Annotated in this window: 24 protein-coding genes; 13 read left to right on the forward strand and 11 right to left on the reverse strand. The window is 45.9% G+C overall.

The window, feature by feature from the left end:
• Window positions 1-471: 471 nt before the first annotated feature.
• Both QMZ64_RS14150 and cypX read left to right on the forward strand, forming a co-directional pair.
• Entirely contained in the window at window positions 472-1221 is a 750-nt protein-coding gene (locus QMZ64_RS14150; RefSeq protein ID WP_265625655.1) for a tRNA-dependent cyclodipeptide synthase, read from the forward strand.
• Window positions 1218-2438 (forward strand): pulcherriminic acid synthase, encoded by a 1221-nt coding sequence (gene cypX / locus QMZ64_RS14155; protein WP_243942127.1) that lies wholly within the window; start codon window positions 1218-1220, stop codon window positions 2436-2438. Before QMZ64_RS14150 ends, cypX begins: the two co-directional genes overlap by 4 nt.
• On the opposite strand, the gene QMZ64_RS14160 is transcribed toward cypX, so the two are convergent.
• The 3 genes from QMZ64_RS14160 to QMZ64_RS14170 all read right to left on the reverse strand — a co-directional run bounded on the left by QMZ64_RS14160 (window position 2435) and on the right by QMZ64_RS14170 (window position 4679).
• Complete coding sequence (locus QMZ64_RS14160; RefSeq protein ID WP_265625654.1) at window positions 2435-2890, reverse strand: radical SAM protein; 456 nt, start codon at window positions 2888-2890, stop codon at window positions 2435-2437. The two genes, cypX and QMZ64_RS14160, sit on opposite strands and share 4 nt — an antisense overlap.
• A 16-nt stretch (window positions 2891-2906) precedes the next feature.
• Window positions 2907-3386: a MarR family transcriptional regulator gene (locus tag QMZ64_RS14165; protein ID WP_265625653.1), complete on the reverse strand. Its 480-nt coding sequence runs from the start codon at window positions 3384-3386 to the stop codon at window positions 2907-2909.
• A gap of 114 nt (window positions 3387-3500) precedes the next feature.
• Window positions 3501-4679, reverse strand: a complete 1179-nt coding sequence (locus tag QMZ64_RS14170; RefSeq protein ID WP_265625652.1) for an amidase — start codon at window positions 4677-4679, stop codon at window positions 3501-3503.
• A gap of 183 nt (window positions 4680-4862) precedes the next feature.
• Here QMZ64_RS14170 and QMZ64_RS14175 point away from each other — a divergent pair, with 183 nt between their 5' ends.
• Window positions 4863-5912 (forward strand): oxidoreductase, encoded by a 1050-nt coding sequence (locus QMZ64_RS14175; RefSeq protein WP_301441389.1) that lies wholly within the window; start codon window positions 4863-4865, stop codon window positions 5910-5912.
• Between the two features lie 31 nt (window positions 5913-5943).
• Here QMZ64_RS14175 and QMZ64_RS14180 read toward each other — a convergent pair whose 3' ends face one another.
• Together QMZ64_RS14180 and QMZ64_RS14185 are read right to left on the reverse strand one after the other, a co-directional pair.
• Window positions 5944-6579, reverse strand: a complete 636-nt coding sequence (locus QMZ64_RS14180) for an FMN-dependent NADH-azoreductase (protein WP_265625650.1) — start codon at window positions 6577-6579, stop codon at window positions 5944-5946.
• Between the two features lie 78 nt (window positions 6580-6657).
• Window positions 6658-7311, reverse strand: a complete 654-nt coding sequence (locus tag QMZ64_RS14185) for a helix-turn-helix domain-containing protein (protein ID WP_265625649.1) — start codon at window positions 7309-7311, stop codon at window positions 6658-6660.
• A gap of 153 nt (window positions 7312-7464) precedes the next feature.
• Between QMZ64_RS14185 and QMZ64_RS14190 the strand changes: the two genes are divergently transcribed.
• Complete coding sequence (locus QMZ64_RS14190; protein ID WP_265625648.1) at window positions 7465-8052, forward strand: manganese efflux pump; 588 nt, start codon at window positions 7465-7467, stop codon at window positions 8050-8052.
• A gap of 39 nt (window positions 8053-8091) precedes the next feature.
• Window positions 8092-8187 (forward strand): putative holin-like toxin, encoded by a 96-nt coding sequence (locus tag QMZ64_RS14195; RefSeq protein ID WP_222426460.1) that lies wholly within the window; start codon window positions 8092-8094, stop codon window positions 8185-8187.
• 132 nt (window positions 8188-8319) lie between these two features.
• Here the strand turns inward: QMZ64_RS14195 and trhO are convergent, their stop codons facing one another.
• The 3 genes from trhO to QMZ64_RS14210 all read right to left on the reverse strand — a co-directional run bounded on the left by trhO (window position 8320) and on the right by QMZ64_RS14210 (window position 10258).
• Complete coding sequence (trhO, locus tag QMZ64_RS14200; protein ID WP_265625647.1) at window positions 8320-9288, reverse strand: oxygen-dependent tRNA uridine(34) hydroxylase TrhO; 969 nt, start codon at window positions 9286-9288, stop codon at window positions 8320-8322.
• 195 nt (window positions 9289-9483) lie between these two features.
• Complete coding sequence (locus QMZ64_RS14205) at window positions 9484-9639, reverse strand: hypothetical protein (RefSeq protein ID WP_228767692.1); 156 nt, start codon at window positions 9637-9639, stop codon at window positions 9484-9486.
• A 25-nt stretch (window positions 9640-9664) separates the two neighbouring features.
• Window positions 9665-10258, reverse strand: coding sequence for a sigma-70 family RNA polymerase sigma factor (locus QMZ64_RS14210; protein ID WP_265625646.1), 594 nt, complete (start codon window positions 10256-10258; stop codon window positions 9665-9667).
• Window positions 10259-10414: 156 nt separating this feature from the next.
• Here QMZ64_RS14210 and QMZ64_RS14215 point away from each other — a divergent pair, with 156 nt between their 5' ends.
• The 5 genes from QMZ64_RS14215 (at window position 10415) to QMZ64_RS14235 (ending at window position 14431) form a co-directional block, all read left to right on the forward strand.
• Window positions 10415-10564 (forward strand): YvrJ family protein, encoded by a 150-nt coding sequence (locus QMZ64_RS14215; protein WP_020452973.1) that lies wholly within the window; start codon window positions 10415-10417, stop codon window positions 10562-10564.
• 93 nt (window positions 10565-10657) lie between these two features.
• Window positions 10658-11812 carry an oxalate decarboxylase family bicupin gene (locus tag QMZ64_RS14220; RefSeq protein ID WP_265625645.1) on the forward strand — a complete coding sequence of 385 codons (1155 nt, stop codon included), beginning with the start codon at window positions 10658-10660 and terminating at the stop codon, window positions 11810-11812.
• 72 nt (window positions 11813-11884) lie between these two features.
• A complete protein-coding gene (locus QMZ64_RS14225) occupies window positions 11885-12283 on the forward strand; it encodes a YrvL family regulatory protein (RefSeq protein ID WP_165428091.1) in 399 nt (132 codons plus the stop codon).
• A 69-nt stretch (window positions 12284-12352) separates the two neighbouring features.
• On the forward strand, window positions 12353-12838 hold the full coding sequence (locus QMZ64_RS14230) for a DUF6022 family protein (RefSeq protein ID WP_265625644.1): 486 nt from the start codon (window positions 12353-12355) through the stop codon (window positions 12836-12838).
• 147 nt (window positions 12839-12985) lie between these two features.
• The gene (locus QMZ64_RS14235) at window positions 12986-14431 is read left to right on the forward strand and encodes an alpha/beta hydrolase family protein (protein ID WP_265625643.1); all 1446 of its coding nucleotides are present in this window, start codon (window positions 12986-12988) and stop codon (window positions 14429-14431) included.
• 176 nt (window positions 14432-14607) lie between these two features.
• Here the strand turns inward: QMZ64_RS14235 and xynC are convergent, their stop codons facing one another.
• The 3 genes from xynC to QMZ64_RS14250 all read right to left on the reverse strand — a co-directional run bounded on the left by xynC (window position 14608) and on the right by QMZ64_RS14250 (window position 18313).
• Window positions 14608-15831, reverse strand: coding sequence for a glucuronoarabinoxylan endo-1,4-beta-xylanase XynC (xynC, locus tag QMZ64_RS14240; protein ID WP_265627899.1), 1224 nt, complete (start codon window positions 15829-15831; stop codon window positions 14608-14610).
• A 105-nt stretch (window positions 15832-15936) separates the two neighbouring features.
• On the reverse strand, window positions 15937-17484 hold the full coding sequence (locus QMZ64_RS14245) for a glycoside hydrolase family 43 protein (protein ID WP_301441390.1): 1548 nt from the start codon (window positions 17482-17484) through the stop codon (window positions 15937-15939).
• A 667-nt stretch (window positions 17485-18151) separates the two neighbouring features.
• A complete protein-coding gene (locus QMZ64_RS14250) occupies window positions 18152-18313 on the reverse strand; it encodes a hypothetical protein (protein WP_153247050.1) in 162 nt (53 codons plus the stop codon).
• A 349-nt stretch (window positions 18314-18662) separates the two neighbouring features.
• On the opposite strand from QMZ64_RS14250, the gene QMZ64_RS14255 reads away from it, so the two are divergent.
• The 3 genes from QMZ64_RS14255 (at window position 18663) to QMZ64_RS14265 (ending at window position 21025) form a co-directional block, all read left to right on the forward strand.
• Window positions 18663-19058, forward strand: coding sequence for a YcxB family protein (locus tag QMZ64_RS14255; protein ID WP_301441391.1), 396 nt, complete (start codon window positions 18663-18665; stop codon window positions 19056-19058).
• Window positions 19059-19145: 87 nt separating this feature from the next.
• Window positions 19146-20669, forward strand: a complete 1524-nt coding sequence (locus QMZ64_RS14260) for a T7SS effector LXG polymorphic toxin (protein ID WP_265625641.1) — start codon at window positions 19146-19148, stop codon at window positions 20667-20669.
• Window positions 20670-20686: 17 nt separating this feature from the next.
• A complete protein-coding gene (locus tag QMZ64_RS14265; protein ID WP_165428097.1) occupies window positions 20687-21025 on the forward strand; it encodes a hypothetical protein in 339 nt (112 codons plus the stop codon).
• Window positions 21026-21168 lie beyond the last annotated feature (143 nt).

Raw genomic sequence — 21168 nt, forward strand, 5'->3', positions numbered from 1 at the left:
TACCAGTTAACAATAATAATTGTAGATGACTCCTTAATCAATGTCAACGAACATTTCTTATTGCAGCTTTAAAGTTTTTTACATATTTTTTACTTATCGGGTTCCTTTACTCGAAAAACGCCTTTAAAAAAGGTTCATTCTGATTAAAATTCCTCAGATTTGCAAAAAACGTTACGAATATTTTCATATTTTGAATTTGAATTGTGTTGACAGTTGGAAAAGTTAGGGATAAAATGACTATTGTTTACTAGTAAACTTTTATGCTGTACCTTGCCTGATTTTGAGCTCAAACTCTTGCTCTGCTTTAACAATTGAACAAATGCGACACCCCTTCATCATGACCCGCACCATCGCTGTATTCTTCTGGATTCATCGTGAAGTTGAGACCAGCCTATTCCCAGCTCGATAAACCGCACGTATCCATCATTGATTGCAAAAGAAGTCATTCTATGTCCGTTAAGGAGGAAATCAATGACAGAGCTTACAATGGAGAGCAAACACTGGCCATTCAAAACTGAAACTCTTACCCGAAACTGCAATGAAATACTAAAACGCAGACGCCATATTCTCATTGGCATCAGTCCGTTTAACAGCCGATTTTCCGAAGATTACATTCATCGGCTTATCGGCTGGGCCGTCCGTGAATTTCACCATGTATCCGTGCTTTTAGCAGGAAAGGAAGCAGCCAACCTTCTCGAAGCGCTTGGCACCCCGAATGGAAAGGCCGAACGGAAAGTCAGGAAAGAAGTCTCACGGAACCGGAGATTCGCTGAAAAGGCGTTGCAAGCGCATGGCGGCAATCCCGAGGCCATCCATACATTTTCCGATTTCGCGAACCAGACCGCATACCAGCGTTTGCGGATGGAAGTCGAAGACGCCTTTTTTGACCAGCCGCATTTTCGCAAAGCCTGCCTGGAGATGTCGCATGCGGCGATACTCGGACGGGCCCGGGGCATTCGGATGGATGTCCGGGAGGTCAGCGCCGCCATGCTGGAGCTGGCTGTTGAATACGTCATCGCTGAACTTCCGTTTTTCATCGCCGCCCCTGATATTTTAGGCGTCGAAGAAACGCTTCTTGCTTATCACCGTCCATGGAAGCTCGGCGAACAGATCTCCCGAAATGAATTTGCCGTCAAAATGCGCCCGAATCAAGGATATCTTATGGTTTCCGAATCAGACGAAAGTGTGGAATCTAAAAGCATGCAGGAGGAACGAGTATGAATCAATCGCTAAAAACATTCAGCGTGTTGTCAGAACAATATCACGAGAATCCGTATCAATATTTCTCATACCTTCGCGAATCTGATCCCGTCCATTATGAAGAATCGCTGGACAGCTATTTTATCAGCCGCTACCAGGATGTGCGCCGCGTGCTCCAGAATCAGGACGTCTTTACAACGAAATCGCTGGCCAAACGGGCCGAGCCCGTCATGCGCGGACCTGTGCTCGCCCAAATGAAAGGCAAAGAGCACACGGCGAAAAGGAGAATCGTTCTGCGCCGTTTTATCGGAGAATCCCTTGATCACCTCACGCCGCTCATTAAAGACAATGCACAAAGGCTATTGGCCCCTCATCTGGAGAAAGGGCGGATCGATCTTGTCAATGATTTCGGGAAAACGTTCGCCGTTTGTGTGACGATGGACATTTTAGGTTTGGACAAGAACGACCACCAAACAGTGAGAAACTGGCACAGCGGCGTCGCCGATTTCATTACCAGTTTGAATCAGGCGCCTGAGGACCGGGAGCATTCCCTCAAATGCAGTGAACAACTCGCGGAATATTTGAATCCGATTATCGAGGAAAGGCGCAAAAACCCCGGCCATGATTTAATATCCATCCTTTGCACTTCCGAATACGAGGGAGTGGCGATGTCTGACCGGGACATCCGCGCGCTGATTCTCAATATATTGCTTGCCGCCACAGAACCGGCGGACAAGACGCTCGCATTAATGATTTATCATTTGCTTCATCATCCCGATCAAATGAATGACGTGCTGGAAGACCGCACGCTCCTGCCTCAGGCCATCGCAGAGACGCTGCGCTACAAGCCGCCGGTGCAGCTCATTCCGCGCCAGCTTTCACAAGACGCGGTGATCGGCGGAGTCGAGCTCAAAGAAGGGACGACTGTATTTTGCATGATAGGCGCGGCCAATCGCGATCCTGAAGCGTTTGAGAAGCCAGACGAGTTCAACATTCATCGCAGCGACCTGGAAGTCAAAAGCGCATTCAGCGGCGCAGCCAGGCATCTCGCATTCGGTTCAGGCGTCCACAACTGTGTAGGAGCGGGGTTTGCGAAGACGGAAATCGAGCTTGTCGCAAATATCGTTCTGGATCAGCTGAAGAATATCCAGCTGGAGGAAGACTTCGTTTACCGCGAGACAGGCCTTTACACGCGCGGACCCGTCTCGCTCAACATCAGGTTTGACGTCAAACATTAATCTTGTGAAAAAGCCTTCTCCTCCCGAGAGGAGGCTTTTTCAATTGCCGCCTCACTGATCTTCGCCAGCTCTTCAAAATCCTCCTTACCTTCGATCGCATGTGAAAGTTCGTGGCATTGAACGATTTTAAAACCATTCATTTTAAACATCGCGATGATTTCAATTCTCCCCCGGTCTCCGTTTGTTTTGACAACATTGACCGTATACCTGACCGCTGCGCTTTGCAGCCGCTCGTCAAACAAAAACTCATGAAAGGGCGACACCGTTATGGTGCGGGCAACCTTTTTCAGCGTCCTCATGTGATCTTTAAACTGCACAAGGTCAATTTGACTGCCGTCGGTTACTTGAACATAATTCTCGCTGAAATAATCGGGAATTTTTTCAGTATTCATTTCTCTCAAGATGTCCTGATACATGCTGCTTAAAAACTGTTGGGCTTCACTTTTATTCATTCGCTTCTCCTCTTGATTAAATGTGTTTTGACCATTCGTTTAAAAAGCGGATGACGGTTCCCAGCTCGGATTCGGAAAACCGATCAAACAGCTCGATATAGCGCTGCTTTGCAATTTCGTGCATCCTGTCATGAACGTCGGCCAGTTTCTTCCCCTCGTCTGTTAATGTGTAATACAATTCTTTGTTGTTGTTCGGTTTTTTGTGCGATTCGATCATCCCGTGCTTTATGAGGACACTGACCGCTTTTGTCACTGCCGCTTTTGATATTTGAAGTTTTGCTGCCAGGAAAGCGTTGTTGACGTCTGCCTCGTTTTCGCTGATAAGCGAGATCATGTGAAGCTGGGTCAGTGTCCAATGCTTCCGGATGCTGTCGTCTTCTTGAAAAGCTTCCTTTACGAGCGTCTGCTGTTCATGCTGAGCCCGCTTTTCTCTTTTGAGAATAAAATCCTGAACGGCTTGAAATGCTTGCTCATACGTCTTGTTTTCCACGATCATCATATCCTTTCCATTATCGTTAACCGGTTAACTATTTAATAGTTTACCAGTTAACAATAATAGAAGCAAGCAAAAAGCATATGATGCAGAAAAGATCCGCAGCATATGCTTCCCTCATACTTGAAGAGATAACACGTGCTTTTCAGTCCAGGCCAGAAGCTTCAGGTCCTGTTTGCGGCCGGCGATGAATGAAAGCCCCAAAGGCTCGCCGTTTTTTGCCGGTAGCGGAACGGTGATCTGCGGAAGCCCGCCGAGCCCGGCAATACACGTCAGTTTCATCGTGCGCGCCCTTCTCTCATGTAATTCGTTTTCCGGCAGCCCGCGGAGCGGCGGCGTGCCGGGAGCAGTTGGAATGACGAGCAAGCCGTCTTCTGCGAGCCATTCCGACAGTCTCCTTTTCACCGCTTCTCTTTTCATAAACACATGCTCATAATCGCGTTTCCTAAGACTTGACGTCCATTCAAATCGTTCTGCGATTCCAGGGCCGAACACCGGATTTGTGCGGTCGATCCAAGCTCCATGCTCCTCCCAAATCTCCAGGGCCTGCAGCACCCTGAACATTTCCGCCCATTCCGCGAGGCCGCCGTCAGCGGCAACGCACCAGTCGAATTCGCCGTCTATCAGGCTTAATGCATGAGCGTATACTTGTGTCCGGTTGCTTTCTTCAAGCAGGCTCCACGCCTCTTTTTCAAAATAAATCCGGTTGAAACAGGCCCCTGCCTCCTCCTGTCCGCTAAGCAGGACGCGGCCTGCAGCATGAAGAACGCCGATATCTTTTGACATCCATCCGACGGTGTCAAAGCTTTTCGCCAGCGGTATGACACCATTAACCGGCACCTCGCCGTGCGTCGGCCGAAATCCGAAAATTCCGCAGTAGGAAGAAGGGATTCTGACAGAACCCCCGGTGTCTGTCCCAAGAGCAAAATCGGCCATACCGGAGGCTGCCGCCACGGCCGAACCGCTTGAAGATCCTCCAGGAATGTTGTCCTTTGCACAAGGATTGACAGGCGTTCCATAATGGACATTTTCTCCGTCAAGGCTGTACATCAGCTCATCCGTGTGTGCAGCACCCTTAAGCCTTGCCCCTTCACGCAGCAGCAAGTCAACGGCTTCCGCGTTTTTTTCGGCAGGTTCGTGCGTCCTCAGCCAATCAGGGTTTCCCGCCGCATTTGTATGGCCTTCTACAGCAAACACATCCTTTACCGCAAACGAAAGGTTTTTCAAGCTTCCTTCAACTGATGCCAGCTCGACAGCCAAATCCCTATTCATAAAAGCGCCCCAATCATGCTCCATTTTCAAAATCCTCCCTTTTTGTTTTTAACGATAACCGGACATCTCTTCAAATTGAACAAAATTGTGACAAAATCTTCCATTCCCCGGTTGAAAAAGGTCTTTAGGTTTGTTCCTATAGGCAAACAGGGTAAAATAAAGGTGTGTTGATTACATATTAAAAACGAACATGGGAGAGGAGAATGAATGGTGAATAAGGTTCACACAGGGATATTAGGATACGGTTTGTCAGGATCGGTGTTTCATGCGCCTTTATTATCGGTGTTAGAAGATTATGAGATTCGGAAGGTGATGACTTCGAGGAAAGAACAAGTCAAACAGGACCTCCCCGAAGCGGAAGCCGTCAGCTCGATCGAAGACATCACAAATGACCCGGACATTAATCTCGTCATCGTCACCACGCCGAGCGGCCTTCATTACGAAATGGCGAAAGAGTGCATCCGCGCCGGAAAGCATGTCGTCCTAGAAAAACCGATGACGGCAACGGCGGAAGAAGCGGAAAAGCTCATCAATGCCGCGAAAGAAAAAGGCGTGCTTCTCAGCGTCTACCACAACCGAAGATGGGATAACGACTTTTTGACGATCAAACAGCTCATCAAAGAAGGGCGCCTCGGTGAGGTCAACACATACCACGCCTCCTACGACCGGTTCCGGCCGAATGTCAGACAGCGCTGGAGAGAGCAGAAAGGGCCGGGCTCAGGCGCACTGTACGATTTGGGTTCACACTTGATCGATCAGGCGCTTCATCTATTCGGCATGCCGAATAGCGTCACCGCTCAAGTGACCGCTCAAAGAGCCAATGCGGAAACAGACGATTATTTCCATGTCGTCCTTCACTATGATCAGCGCCAAGTGATTCTCCACTCAGGTTCGATTGTTCCGGCCAACGGTCCCCGCTACCAAATCCACGGCTCAAAAGGAAGCTTTATTAAATACGGTATCGACGGCCAGGAGGATGCACTCAGAGCGGGTCAAAAACCTGCAGGCGATGAGTGGGGAGCCGATCAACCCGAATATTACGGGGAACTGGCCACAGTTGAAGGCGACGAGGTCATTAAGGAAACAGTTGAAAGCATCCCGGGTTCATACTTAACCTATTACAAGCAGCTTGCTTCAAGTATTCTTGAAGGCGGCAGCCTGCCTGTCACGGCTGAAGAAGGACGCGACGTCATCCGCATCATCGAAGCCGCGCAAAAAAGCAGCGAAACGAATCAAACGGTGTTCTTAAACAAATAAAACAAAACCGCGGATCACGTCCGCGGTTTTTTCAAAAGTTCCGGCCCAATTCTTCGGCTCGGGCAATCGCATTTCGTTTAATTTCCTCGGCTTTATCCGGCTCAGCATTATGCCCTTCTATAAATAAACCTTCAAATTCCGGCACTCCGAAAAACTGCATCATGATGCTGATATAGCGGTGCCCCATCTCAAGTTCCGCAGCCGGCCCTTCCGAATAGTAGCCGCCTCTCGCCTGGATGTGCAGGGCTTTTTTATCGGTTAACAGACCGATCGGTCCTTGCTCGGTATATTTAAACGTCTTTCCCGCTACAGCGACCGCATCAAAGTACGCTTTCATCACCGGCGGAAAAGAGAAATTCCAAAGCGGCGTGACAAACACGTATTTGTCTCCCGTGATAAATTGCTCGCTCAGCTCATTCAAACGGCCGACTTTTGCCTTTTCGTGTTCAGAAAGCTGTTCAAAACCCGATCCCGACTGCAATTTTCCCCAGCCGCTGAAGACGTCCGCGTCAATTTGCGGAATGTTTTCCTTGTAAAGATCAAGATGTATGACTTCATCATCCGGATGAGCTTCTTTGTAAGATTCGATAAATGCTTTCCCCGCCGCCATGCTGTATGATGCCCTTTCGTCATGCGGGTGAGCGGTAATGTAAAGGGTTTTTGTCATCTCTTTTGCTACCTGCCTTTTTATTTTGATATTGGTTAGTATGGAACGTTGCCGGGCAAATATTCAGGGGAAATCGGATTATACTGTGTCGTCCCGATGGTTCAGCCGGTCCAATACAAGGTGAACAGCGATGGCGTCGTCCAGGTAGCCGATCGGAAACGTATAGTCGGGAATAATGTCCGCAGACAGGATAAAATACAGGAGCGCACTCCCCAAAACGGATCGGTCTTTTTCAGAAGTAGCATTGTCACAATAGCGGTGATGCATTTTTTTCAAATGATTGATGAACGGTCCGGCTCCATTTACCTGGCTTACTTTGTTGTCGAATTCCTCACAAATGATGCTGTGTCCTTCCTCTGTCAGCGCATATTGCTCATATTTGTTCAATTCCTGTTCAATACGCTGTCTCGTCTCTTGGGGATCGTACAGCTTGGAGGCCCCTAACATTTCCAGCATGGCGTCAAGAGAGCCAAGGACCTCGGTACCGTTTTGTTCTTTTTTGCCATGAACTTGAAAACCCGAGGCTTCAATCAATTTATCAAGTGAAATATCGAGATGTTCGGAAAAAGCTTTTAGATGAACAAGCTTAGGTTGCTGCTTGCCGTTAGCGATCCGCGAGATTGTCGCGGCGTCCATTCCGGAGAGGCTGCTGAGCTGTCGCATTGAAAGCGATCGCTTTTTTAGCAGCTCTTTAATCAGATGTCCGATATGACTTTCTTTCGGCTGTCCCATCTCCCCTCCCCTTTCCACAACGGTTCTTAACTCATGATATGTGAATATGTTGAGAAATTTGATTTTTTGTTGAGCTTTTTCATGGTACTGGCACATTTTTCTCAACGATACATACTGTAAGAGCAAACTTACTGGAAAAAGGAGCTGCTCATCATGACATCATGGATCATCATTGCAGGCTTAACCGTTTCATCAAGCGTTGACAATTTGGGGGTCGGTTTATCATACGGGATTCGGCAAATTCGCATCAGCCTTTTTTCTAATATTGTCATTTCACTTATATGTTTTCTCTTTAGCGTGTGCGGCATCCACTTCGGACTTTGGATATCAACGGTTTTACCCGGGATTCTCCCCGTTCTGGCAGGTTCTGTTTTACTGGCCGTTATCGGTCTGCGAATCATGCTTTTGGCCGTTCCGCGTCGTAAGCCTTCCCCTTTGAAAGAAAACGGAAGCACTGGCTCGCCTCTACAGACCGTTGGCTTTTTCGAATCGATCCTTCTCGGAATCGCACTGTCAGCAAATGCCCTTACAAATGGAGTCGGGGCTGGCCTCTTCGGCTATTCGCCGCTTCTGATTTCGATTTTGGCAGCCGCCGGAAGTTTTCTGACGGTGTGGGCAGGTGCCGCCTGCGGTTCCAAACTGGCTCATATTCGCTTTGGCCATTTTACTGTCGGGCAGTTTGGCACGCTGATCAGCGGAGCAATATTACTATTGATTGCCGGCTTTGCGTTTTTTTACTAGCGGCAGGAGCAAAAGCGTCAGGTGAAGGGAGGGAAAGGCATGGCAGTAGAAAGTGCACTTCAATTGATGCTTTCGTTCGGTATCCTGATCGTTGCGATATTTTCACTCTGCTTTCATTTCACGAATAAAAAATAGGAACGCCCCGATTTTTCAGATCAAGGCGTTCCAGGATTCAAAACCAAAGCCGACTCCCTTGCAGGAGCAATGCCACTTCGAAGATGCTCGCGGCATCTTCGATTTTTTAAATGATATTCTTGTTTGCAACTTTTATGACTGCGCTGCATGCCCCTCTTCTTTCAGCTTTTCGAGTCTCTCTTGCACCTCTTCTTCTGAAAGACCGTGCTCTTTGACATACAGGTTGCGCGGATGAACCCGGCACTCGTGCGTGCAGCCCCGCAAATAGCGGTGCTCATTTTCTTCAGAGCAGATGATCTGCTTGTTGCATTCAGGGTTGGCGCAGTTGACATAGCGCTCGCAAGGCTCGCCGGTGAAATAATCCTTGCCGACGATGACGTGTTCTTTCTGGTTGACCGGAACGCTGATTCTTTCATCGAAAACATAGCACTGCCCGTCCCACAGATCACCTTGAACTTCAGGGTCTTTTCCGTACGTCACAATCCCGCCGTGAAGCTGGGACACGTCTTCAAACCCTTCTTTTTTCAGCCATCCCGAAAATTTTTCACAGCGGATACCGCCCGTGCAGTAAGTCAATATTTTCTTGCCTTCGAGCTTTTCTTTGTTATCGCGGATCCATTCAGGCAATTCGCGGAACGCTTTAATGTCCGGTCTGACCGCGCCGCGGAAATGTCCCAAATCGTACTCATAGTCGTTCCGTGCGTCGACGACAATCGTATCTTCCCGCTGCATCGCCTCATAAAATTCTTTTGGCTCAAGGTATTTTCCCGTTAATTCATTCGGATCGATATCATCTTCCAGGCGGAGCGTCACCAGCTCATCGCGATGGCGGACATGCATTTTTTTGAAAGCGTGCCCTTCTGATTCATCGATTTTAAACACCATATCTTCAAAGCGGGGATCATTTTTCATTTCACTCATATAGCGGTCTGTCTGCTCTACGGTTCCTGACACGGTTCCGTTGATTCCTTCACCCGCCACAAGGATGCGCCCTTTCAGGCCCAAATCTTTGCAGAGCTTGAGGTGATCTTCGGCAAATTGCTCGGGGTCTTCGATATGAACATATTTATAATACAACAATACTCGGTATTGATTTTTCATGATATCTTACCACCTATCTGATGCGTGTTTTTACAAGATGGAAATGGAATATAAATCCATTTACATTCCCAAAGCTTCATTCATATTAAAACAAATCATCACCATGATTTCAATGAAGCAGCTTGAACATTCCATTAATCAAATGTTAGAAATTTTAACACTTCCGGCGGCTTTACGCAAGCAAAACAGCTCAGGTTAAAGGACTTTCAGCAATTCTGTTATAAACTCCCAAAATCCAGGTACTTCTTGACATAAAAGCATCTCCGCTTTTTCGCAAATTTTCATCTTCAACTCCTGTTCAAGATCCTCCCTCTCTTGATAGGATGTGTTGTTTAATTTGCTTTTGATCATCGGCGTGAAATTTTCCAGCAATTTCTCAATCTCTTTTTCGTCGTGCAGACTCACTGTTATCATTCCCCTCTGCTTTAGAATTCAGCAGTTCTCTTATCTTTTCGAGTGCCCTTTTATGAATTCTTGAAATATTTTGCCTTGATTCTCCCAAAGAGTCAGCCATTTCCTGCATGGATACCCCGTGAATGTAAATTTGCGCAAGCACTTTTTTCTGCTTGTCCGTCAATTGCAAAAACGCTTCATAAAGCATCGGGTCTTGCAGATGTTCACTTAAATCCTCTTCCTGTTCCAAGACATCGTCTAACAGGTCCCCTCGGGGCGGCTCGGGCAAAGTCGGACTGTCGTCGATCATCAATGGAAAACGCTCTCGATTTTTCCGGGCTCTTTTATCAAAGTCGACGGAGAAAATCCGGATCATCGAGTTGATGTATTTGATCATGCGGATGTTTTTGTAAAACCGCTTAAATTCGCGATCGAGACACTCTGCCTCTTCAGAATCCGGATGTTCCAAAACGTGGTTGAAAAGCCGCTCATACCGGGGGTTGCTCAAAAAATGCTTCACAAGCGGATGCCCTGTGATTTCCTTGATTTTCGCACGCAGTAACGTTTGATCTATCATAAAAACCGCCTCCTATTTATTTAGATGAAAGAAATGAAAAAAAAGTAAACTCATCTCTTCTATTAACATGCAAACATAAGTTCCCATTCAGAGAAAATAGTTCTTTGCTTACATTTTTCAAACTTTCTTCACTTCTTAACATAGGAGGTGGTAAGAATGGACAGTGCATTCATTGAGGAAGCAGCGAAACAAATCGGCAATGTCGGCTTTCCGGCTGTATTGGCAATTTACCTGCTCACGCGTTTTGAAAAGAAAATCGATGAACTGATCGAATTGATCAAAGAAAAAAGTGACACCGATGATTGACATCGGCCTCACTTTTTTCACTTAACATGACAGAAGGGGAAAACGAAAGGCCTTTCAGCTCTCCTTTACATTTTGAGAAAGAGGGGATATCACATGGAAAAAAACAAACCAGTTCCACAGCCGATCAGAGGAGAAAAAGGAGCGGAAACGAAAATTCTGCACAACGTTGAGCGCGACCGCCAAAATCCAGACATGCTCGCGCCGCCGGAAACCGACCACGGAACGGTGCCAAACATGAAATTTTCATTTTCCGATGTCCATAACCGTCTCGAAAAAGGCGGATATGCACGGGAAGTCACGGTTCGCGAGCTGCCGATTTCAGACAAGCTTGCCTCTGTCAACATGAGGCTGAAACCTGGAGCCATCAGGGAACTTCACTGGCATAAGGAAGCAGAATGGGCGTATATGCTGTACGGAAAAGCACGGATTACGTCTGTTGACCAAGACGGCAGAAACTTTATTGAAGATGTGAAAGAAGGAGATCTCTGGTACTTCCCGTCAGGTCTGCCGCATTCAATCCAAGCGCTTGAAGACGGCTGCGAATTCCTGCTTGTCTTCGATGACGGCTCTTTCTCTGAAAACAGCACCTTCCAGGTGACGGATTGGCTGGCCCATACGCCTGATGAGGTGATTGCCGCAAACTTCGGCATTTCAAAAGACGTCGTCGCATCTCTTCCAGATCAAGAAAAGTATATATTCCAAGAAGCGATCCCTGGATGTCTTGAGAAAGACAAAGTCGAAAGCCCGAACGGAACGGTTCCTCAATCTTTCAGCTACAAATTGCTTGAACAGGAACCGATTGTATCTAGCGGCGGCAAAGTATGGATTGCTGATTCCACGAATTTCAAAGCGTCGAAAACGATCGCCTCTGCGCTGGTGGAAGTCGAACCTGGAGGCATCCGGGAGCTGCACTGGCATCCGAATACAGACGAATGGCAGTATTACATTTCCGGACAAGCGAAAATGACCGTTTTCGCGTCCGACGGGCATGCCAGAACATTTAACTACCAGGCCGGAGATGTCGGCTATGTGCCGTTCGCAATGGGACACTACGTCCAAAATACAGGAGACGAACCGCTTCGCTTCCTCGAAATCTTCAAAGACGACCACTATGCTGACGTTTCGTTAAACCAATGGCTTGCGCTCGTTCCGGAAGAGCTTGTCCGCCAGCACCTTGACGTCGGCAGCGAGTTTACAAACATGCTCTCTAAAGAAAAGCATCCGGTCGTGAAATTTGATAAGAAATAACCAGCTAGGCTTGCAGGAGACATATCCTGCAGGCCTTTGGCTGCTGTGTACATATTTAAAAGGAGTTGTATTATGAAACATTTCGTTATTTGCTGCTTATCGGTTATGTTCGTTTTTTTCGCTCACTTTCTCGGCATTTCGATCCTGTTTCATCTGCCGGGCGCATTTTACCAAACAGTCGGGTCCCTGCTTTTGTTTACGCTTTGTTATACCGCACTGACTTTTGTCCTGGAACCGGCTGAAAAGCTGCTCATCCACAGTATGAAGCTGCTGGGCATCAATCGGCGGATCACGTTTTTTGCCGCCGAAATCATCACGATCGGATGTTTATGGGCCGCGATTTTTACAGCGGACGAATTGCTGGACGACGTTCTGCTGACGTCTTCGGCGGAAATCATGATTGCCGTTTCGTTTTTTACCATTGATAAAATCCTTTATCCGCGGCAGAGGTCCGGTTCGCTCTTATATTGAGAATCCACTGTTCAATCCAGGAGAATGTTATATAATGGATTTCAAGTAATCAAAAGGAGGTTTTCGTTCTTGTATAAGGTACGTTTCAGACCCGACATGTCGATCAAAGAAATCGGCGAACAGGTGCAAAGCTATGTCGCCGCCAATTGGAAACAAACGCTTGACGATCATCGCGAAGCGCTTTTAAAGGTGTTTCCCGAATTGGAAGACGCGACTTACGGGGTCTACTTGGACCACCTGCTGCCTCCTGTATTTGAAAGTCTCGAACAGTCCGGCTTTACAACGATTCAAGATGCGGGAAAAGGCGGTTTTTTCATCGGAAAAGGCTTAAACTTTAGACAGTCCATGGAAAAATGGGGAGCTGACGACTGCCGCTCACGGGTGTTTTGGGCTGTCATCTCCGATCAGCAACAACAGCCTGCCGGGACGCTGCTCTTTGACTTTTTTCACTCTCACGCCGGGTTTGATGTGCCTCTTCCTCCGCAGATTTACACATTGGAGGAAACAGAGAGAGACAGAATTGTCGCTTACATGAAACAGATAAAGGAAAACTAGCTGATAGCGACCCACAATATCATAAGCTGCAACCGCCGGGCAACCCGGCGGTTTTTTTAATGCAGCACAAGGAATATTTTTGCAACCAATCAAACCACACATTCGTTATGTATAAGACCACCAACCTCTTACATAAGGGAGAAAAACATGAGAATTTTCGAAATATTATTAACGATTCTATCTTTTGTCATGCTGTTTCAGCAAAAAATGCCGAGAAAGCTTGCGTCGGCAGCCGGATTTACGAGTATTGGCGTGTTGGCGGGACAGCTTTTTTTTGAGGGATACAGATGGCAAATGGTTTTGATCTATTTGATCTCCGCCGCCCTCGCCTTTATCGCGATCTTCGGAAAAAGGCTTCAAATCAAGATGTGGAAGCCGCTGAAATATGGCTTGTATGTTCTAACATTCGCCATGCTGGCGGTCTCCGTCTTCCTGTCCGTATACCTGCCCGTTTTCGATTTGCCTAAGCCTGACGGCGTTTATTCGGTCGGGACGAAGACGTTTCATTTGACCGACCGCGACAGAGAAGAAACGCTGACAAAAAATCCGCACGATAAAAGAGAACTGATGGTCCAAGTATGGTACCCCGCCCAAGGTTTGCATGGACAGAAACGGGCACCTCTCTTTCCCGAAGACGCAAGCACATTTCACGAATATATCGAGAAGTTCGCAGATGGATTCGGCCTTCCCGCGTTTGCTTTGGACTATTGGCGCTACATCAAAACAAACTCATACGAAAATGCCGCGATTTCATCAGCTGAAGCCCGATATCCAGTCGTCGTAATCAGCCACGGCTTCGGAACAAGCCGGCTGCTGCACGCTTCCCAAGCCGAGCATCTGGCAAGCCATGGATTTGTCGCAGTGGCAATCGATCATACTTTCAGCACGATGGCAACGGCTTTTCCAGACGGACGGGTGACAAGCTTAACAACCGAGCCATATATGAACGGCGTTTCCGAAAACAGCAGCAAGCTCGGGAACATTTGGACGCAGGACGCCGACTTTGTCATCAACCAGTTGGATCAGCTGAATCGCGATGCCTTTGAGGGAAAACTCGATATGGACAACATCGGGATGATGGGTCACTCATTCGGCGGCGCCACGGCGTTTAACGCCGCATATTCAAATCCCAAAATTAAAGCCGGAATCAATATGGACGGTTCACTGTATAATGTCAACGGCAAGCAGGCGATTGCAAAGCCGTTTCTATTCATGGAATCGAGCAGCTTTATGAACATTAAAGACAAGGCGCTCAGCGGAAAAATTTCTGATGAAGAAATCAAAAATTCGGGTTTAACGAAAGAAGAATTCAACAAGATGATTGAGGAACGAAAAAAGGAATACAAAATCATTGATCAAGCGTCAATGGTGTATATTGAAGGAACGGAGCATTACAACTTCACCGACTTGCAGCTTTATTCAAAACTTTTGAAGCAGCTCGGCATGACGGGCGACATCGACGGCGAACGAAGCGCGGATATCGTGAACCGGTACGTTTTGGATTTTTTCAACAAGCATCTAAAAGAAACCGGCGGCGGTTTGATCAGCAAGCCGAATCCGTCATATCCGGAGGTAAAGTTTCCGAAGGAATAAACCGAAAACGACAGAAAGGGTGCCGGCGGCGGCACCCTCTTTGTCTCATTAACAGATACACCCTGGATTGAGAGAACTAAATATTTTTCGTATGCCTTTTCACTAAATAGCCGCTAAGCTCGGCATATCGGAACTGTGCGGCTTGTAACTCCGCTTCATGCGCGGCGTCGTTAATATTAGCGGAGGTTAGCGACAAATGTTGTCACACTCTGAGCCGGAAGATGTGCCCAAAAATGATTGTCTGTTACATTGAGATTCGTTCCCGGTTGAAGGTTGCTGCTGCTGCTCGTGATCCATCTGGATACTTGAGAAACAGATCCATTCTGCAGAACGAAGTTTTGGTTAACCCCTGAGTTGTTTTTATTAATGGCGACTATAACGACTTTGTTGTCACCTTTATAGGCAGATACGTAAACGTTTGAAGCGGGGCTCTTTGTCGCATCAACCCTGACATAACCGGGACGGACAAACTTCGAGAAATGAGCCATATTGTAACCGCGCTTGCTGATCGTACCGTCTTCTTTCATAGGACCGTATGATCTGCGGATGTACCACCATACATAAGCCTGAAAATCTCCCTCTACCATCGAATTGTGAATATGGTGCGAAACATCCAATGCCTCAGGCCAGCGGTCCGCAGAATTATTGTCACTGTTCGGATAATATACTTCCGTCATCCAAAGATCTTTTCCTGCTCCTTTTTGTTTGAACAGTGGATAAGCGAAATTGTTAAGCTGTGTACCATAAAGATGAGCGCCAAGAATATCCATATTGGCAAGCGCCTTTGGATCATTCAAAATCGGATCCGATATATTTTTTAAGTATTGAAACGACTCAGGCGCGATGACACGGGCATTAATCGAGCCGGCATTCTCTTTCATAAAGCGAAGTATTTCTTGCGGTGTCCACCACGTCCAGTCGTGTGCGTAATCAGGCTCGTTTTGGACGGAAATCGCATACAGATTCACGCCATTATTTTTCATGAAGGTAACAAAGTCGTTAAGATGCTGCGCGTATGCGGCGTACTTATCGTATCTCAGCCGTTTAGCTGATGTGTCACCATTCCGATTGAAAGTCTCAACCATATCGCTTGGCGGATTCCAGGGAGAAGCAAAAACGATTGCTCCATGTTTGATTGCACTCTTTGCCGTCTCCACTTCTCTGTACCAATTGTTTCTATTTTCATCTACATGAATTCTTAAGATTGAAAAGCCTAACTGATTCTGTCCATTGCCAAAAGCGGTTTCTCTTTGAGCTGCTGTAAGATCCCCAATCCAAGCCGGATGATTCATCCCTCCAAAACCGCGAATCACTTGTTTTTCTGCAGATAGACGAACTGTTGCGTCACTGGCTGCTGAAACTTCAGAAGCGGCAGGCCCGGTTAACATGAGCGACAGCATCGTTACATATGCCAACAATACACAAATTATTTTTTTCACATGCTTTCATCCTCTCATTGTTGTGGTAGTGGTATATGAAAACCCTTCTGAGACCACCTTTTGCTGTTACCGGTGCTCATTTTGTGTAAACTGCCAGTAATCAAAATTAAACAAGTTGCCTGAACTGTTTCCGGTAAATACAAAATAGACGTTGTGAACACCGGTTGCGCCGCTCACAGTGGTTTCTATCTCTCTCCAAGTCTGCGCTCCGCCTGTTGAAGGTATATTCAGAGTTCCCACAAGCTTACCTGTTACACTGTCGAGACGGACTTCAATTTTACCGCCTGCAGTAGAAGCGACATTGGCTTTAAATGTCCTCGCTCCGCGCGTGCCGAAGTCAGCATTTCCTACAGCAATCCAGTCTCCGTTATGAATGCTTGTTACGTTTTGATTATTTTCCGGTCCGCCGGGTACTGAGGATTTCTCCGTCAAAATGCGTCCATTCCAGGCAAACGTTTCAGCTTCTACCCGGTTATACGGATTCAAATTGGCAAGCTGAGACACTCCCCTGTAATTTGCCGCCACCTCTTGAATGGACCCGTTTGCAAGATGGACCAGCTTATTGATATGGGGAGAACGATATCCTTTGCCGGCTCCGAACAAAGCGAAACTGACAGTTTGAGCATGGTACACCACATACCACTCGTTTTTAAAATTGAAAACAGCATGATGGTTGTTTCCGCCAGCCCCGAAGAATGCACCCGGATTTTTCAGGAAATGCCCTCTATACGTAAAGGGCCCCATGGGACTTGAGCTGGTCATGTAGCCGATTTCACCCGGCGGTATATTGGCCGGGTGCACACCGCTGAAATTGATGCAATAGGAATAGTAATATTTTCCGTTATGTTTATGAATTCCCGAGTCTTCAAACATGAAAGGCGCATCAATCACAGACGCGCTTCCAACAACGCTGGTCATATCGTTCCCCAATTTTATGACTCGTGCTGTTTTAGGATTTGCCCATTGCTCCTGCGTTGGATTTGAACCGCCGGGGATGCCTCCACCGGCATACAGATAACCGGTGCCATCGTCATCTACGAACACTGCCGGATCAAATAGCCAAACAACGCCGGACATTCCCGGTGTACTTGTTGTAACCAACGCTTTTCCAATCGGATCTGTCCACGGCCCGGTCGGGCTGTCTGCGGTGAGGACCCCGATACCTCCGCCGCCGTTTGCAAAGTAAAGGAAGAATTTATCCTTACCATTTATCTTTTTAACTGCGACTGACGGGGCCCAGGACGCGCCTGCCCATTTCGCAATCCCCCGGCCGCCATTAGCCCCGTTGGCACCTGCCACCGGAATGGCTCCGTGATCTGTCCAGTTCACCATATCCGCTGAAGAGATGACGAACACTTTGTTCAAATTGGCAAATGAATTATCCTTAATCGTTCCGTTGCTGTTATATTCATAATCGTCACTGGACATATAGATGTAGACTCTTCCGTTATAGGTCAGCGCAAAGGGATCCGCTCCTAAATGATGGTCTATAAGCGGGTTTGAATTCCCTACATGTTTTGCAATGGTTGTGCTGGCAGCAAGTACAGATTTCCCAGGTATACAGCTCATGAATAGCACAAGAACCAATAAACATGCACCGCACTTCATTTTCATGACCAACATCCTCCTTTTATCTATATCAGGCGAGTTGCCGATTTTTTCGGCAGAAGCCCCTTTCTTTGGAAAGTGCGATCCGGCTTTGGGGCGATTTCTAATCTTGAAGCAGCTTCTTTCATAGCTCTATTCCTTCGCGAAGCCGAGCCTAGCCCTCTTCCGGAAGAACGCGTTCAGAATCTTGGCCAACCGCAATAACCTGACCGGTGATTTATCTGCCGGCGCTTTGCTCTTCTTTCTCCGCATCCCCTCCTGTAGTTCATATTTAATAACCGTTTTGCATAAGCGTTGATCATACAAACTTTTACATTTAGCACCTTCAAAAACTTACCATAATTTTTCAAGCGTATTAAGTGTCTTTTATCATTTCTTTTTCATAATCTAAAATTGATTCTTATGAACTAATTTCATTTTTCTAAAAGAAAATAGGGTTGTTTTATAGACATCCGTACGTTACCTAGAGGTGATTCTTAATCGCGGAAAGAAAAAGAGTTTAAGTTGAATCAGCGGAGCATTACAGCTTCCCCGAAGACGGAAAAGCGGAGATATTATAAATCATCATGTTTTGGATTTTTTAAGGAACGGGCGGCGACTTGACAAGCGAGCTGAATCCGGAGGAATGATCGAAAAGCTGAGTGCCGCTGAGGAAAGCGGCAACCTCTTATAATCAGGAGAAAATAAAGAAAAGACTTAAAGCAATCGCAGTCTGAACAAGCGAAATCAAAGCCAAGTGTCCAAACGGAGTCTTGGCTTTTTTGATGTATGTATCATAAATGGCATTAACAGTAAAGAAACAAACGTATCCTATTAGCGATTCAATGATGAGCATGGTAGACCTCCTTTTGGTCAGCTCCTTCGAATGTATATACAATCAAAGTTCGACATAATACCCTCTGATCCTTTTTTAGCGATCCCTAAGTCGATTACACGGTGCCTCTGCTATACCGATTCCAAAGAAAAGCCAATTTCTGCGAATAAATGAAACTTTATGCTAAAATTAAAGGAAAACAGGTTTGAGGTGCAGTAAACTTACGATCCAACACAGTGTCTTTCTTGAGGGAGAATATACATTACAGGATATGAGATCCTTCTTTTTTTATTGGCTTAAAAAATACGCATTCCTTTATTTTATTCTTATTTTTCTATTGTTGGTCTGGGTGTTTTCCGTCGATGGGAAGATGCCGATTACCGTTTATTATAGTGAAACACTCGAATTGTTGTTGAATGGACTTCTCATGATTGTACTTTCAATCATATTAACCTCACTTTTAATTGGTTTTTTTTATATCCGGATGCAAATTGTCTATCGGAAAAATGAACGGCTAAAACGTAAAAGAACTTACACTATCAATCCACAAGGAATTCAGATTCAATTTAAGAATTTCGATACGTTGTTTCAATGGTATGAAGTGACAGCAGTAACAGAATATAAACGCCTCATTCTCATGAAAACGTCAAGCAGCCAGATGATTTTGATACCGAAACGCTTTTTCACATTTGAAAATGAACTTCATTCTTTCAGAGAGCTTGTGACTACATATGGGCAGGCCAAAAAATTGAAATTGCAATCTTAAGAAGATGGATTTCTCTTTTTTGTATATCCATTTTCATTTCGTAAAAGTGAGCAGGGGTTGTAACAAAATGGATTAAAGGAGAATGCCATGAAGACTCTGGATGTTCAGGCGTTGCACCATGCAATAGATCAAACGCTGGAACAATTAAAACACCAATCAGACGAATTCGCGAAAGTCAAAAAAGCCGTTGACGGCATCACATCACTTGATGATGCTTTAAAAGGAAAAGGCGGCGACGCGATCCGCGCCTTTTACGAGGAATGTCACACCCCTTTTCTACAGTTCTATGATACTTTCATAGAGGAATACAGTTCCGCGCTGAAGAAAATGAAAAGCGCGCTGAATTCCCTGGAACCCAACCATAACGGATTTATTTCACAGTCCTTTCTCGAACACGAGCTGGAGAATGGCTTAAATGCGGCCGATCGTACAACAAAACATTTGGTTTCTAAGGCCAACGCCACAATCGCAAAAGTTAGCCATATCGTCGACTTACCGGATTTGAATGACAGCGGTTTTCATGAACAGAATCAGAAAGCGTTAAAGGAAATCAGCACGACTCTTGAAAAGCTGCACGCGTTTGACCGCGAACAGACAAACGCTCTTAAAACCGCTGAAAATGACCTTGAGACGATGCAGAAATACATGGCGCGGCTCGAAAAGATGTATACCGGCCCAAAAATCGAGATTACCGGTTATCAAAAAGGCGCGATTTTAAAGCCGGATGAGATGGATACCTTGAGTGGAAATCAAGAAACAGCGATGGGTGCCATGCTGAAAAAAGTCGGAGACAAAGAAGATGCCGAAATTAACACTCTTGCCGATCCAGATCGATTAAAAAAATTGGCGACACAAAAGGTTTCCAAGAAAGAGTACACTCAAGAGGAATTGAATGAACTTAAAAAAGAGTATAGAGTATTTAACGATACGCTTTACCGGGCATACATAGATGGTGATACAATCGTTAAGATAGAACCTGCATACACCCTTCCTGATCATGTTGAAAAAAGCGAATGGGAAAAATATTTAGAGACCGCTTTGGAATTTACAGGTGTGTATGATGGAGTAAGAGCAGTGTTTGGATACGACCTTGCGACAGGTGAAATCGTTAAAGGTAGTGGTGACCGTTTGATGGACGCATTGAATGTCACTCCTTTTGGAAAGGCATTTAAGTACGGAAAGCGCGGCTTCAAGTTATTTAAAGGTGAAGAAGCTGGAAAGAAAGTTGCGAAGGTAGATAAAACTCCTTCCTACGGCAAACAATCCGTACCAAAAGGTCCGTACCGTGAAGTAAATGGTTTCCCTGCAAAAGTAAAACCAGGAGCTCAAGAAAAACATATTCCAGGAACACCAAACTACAAACAAGAAGTTGCCAATGGCAGAACCAAGAGCATCTTCTATGGGGATAATAAAAAAGCACAAGAGTTGCTTGATAAATATGCTGGCACGGGAGAATTCCCAAGGAACGGAAGGGAAGTTGTTGACTTCGGCCAAAAAATAGGTAAAGCATATGACATGAAAACTGGTAAATATATTGAAACTACCAGAGGAACAATACATTATTCAAAAGACGGTGCTCACATAGTTCCTGCAAAACCGTTAGAACCATAAGAAAAGGATTGATACTCATGGAATATAACTCTTTAATAAAAACACTAGATGAATATGGTGGTAGAGAACTGCGATTAGAATGGAAAAATGGATTAAAGATTATCGGTAATCCAGACACACTTTATGAAACGGATAATGGATTAGAGGATGACGATATCAATTACACAGAGTATTATGCAGTTGCCTTTAGAGTGAATAACATTATATCTCACCCTACTAACAACGAAGGCAGTGTATATGATTGGTTGAGACAAGGAGAAAGCTCCTTAGTTGAAATTTCCCTTTACGATGATCCACCAAGTGCAGTATATTTAGCAGACGGTCAGAAAATATGGGAAATGGATAGTGATGAATAACAATTAAAAAGTTGGAATTTATAAACCTAAGCCCCCTTGAAAGAGGGCTTTTTTGATTATTTCAATAAAGCTTTTATAGTTCCAGTAAAAACGTTTTTCTCATGATATGAGGACCGATGACCCGACATATTCCGCAGTATCAT

Origin of the sequence: Bacillus sp. LB7, from assembly GCF_030449715.1 — a bacterium.
In the GTDB taxonomy this organism is placed as follows: Bacteria; Bacillota; Bacilli; order Bacillales; family Bacillaceae; genus Bacillus; species Bacillus paralicheniformis.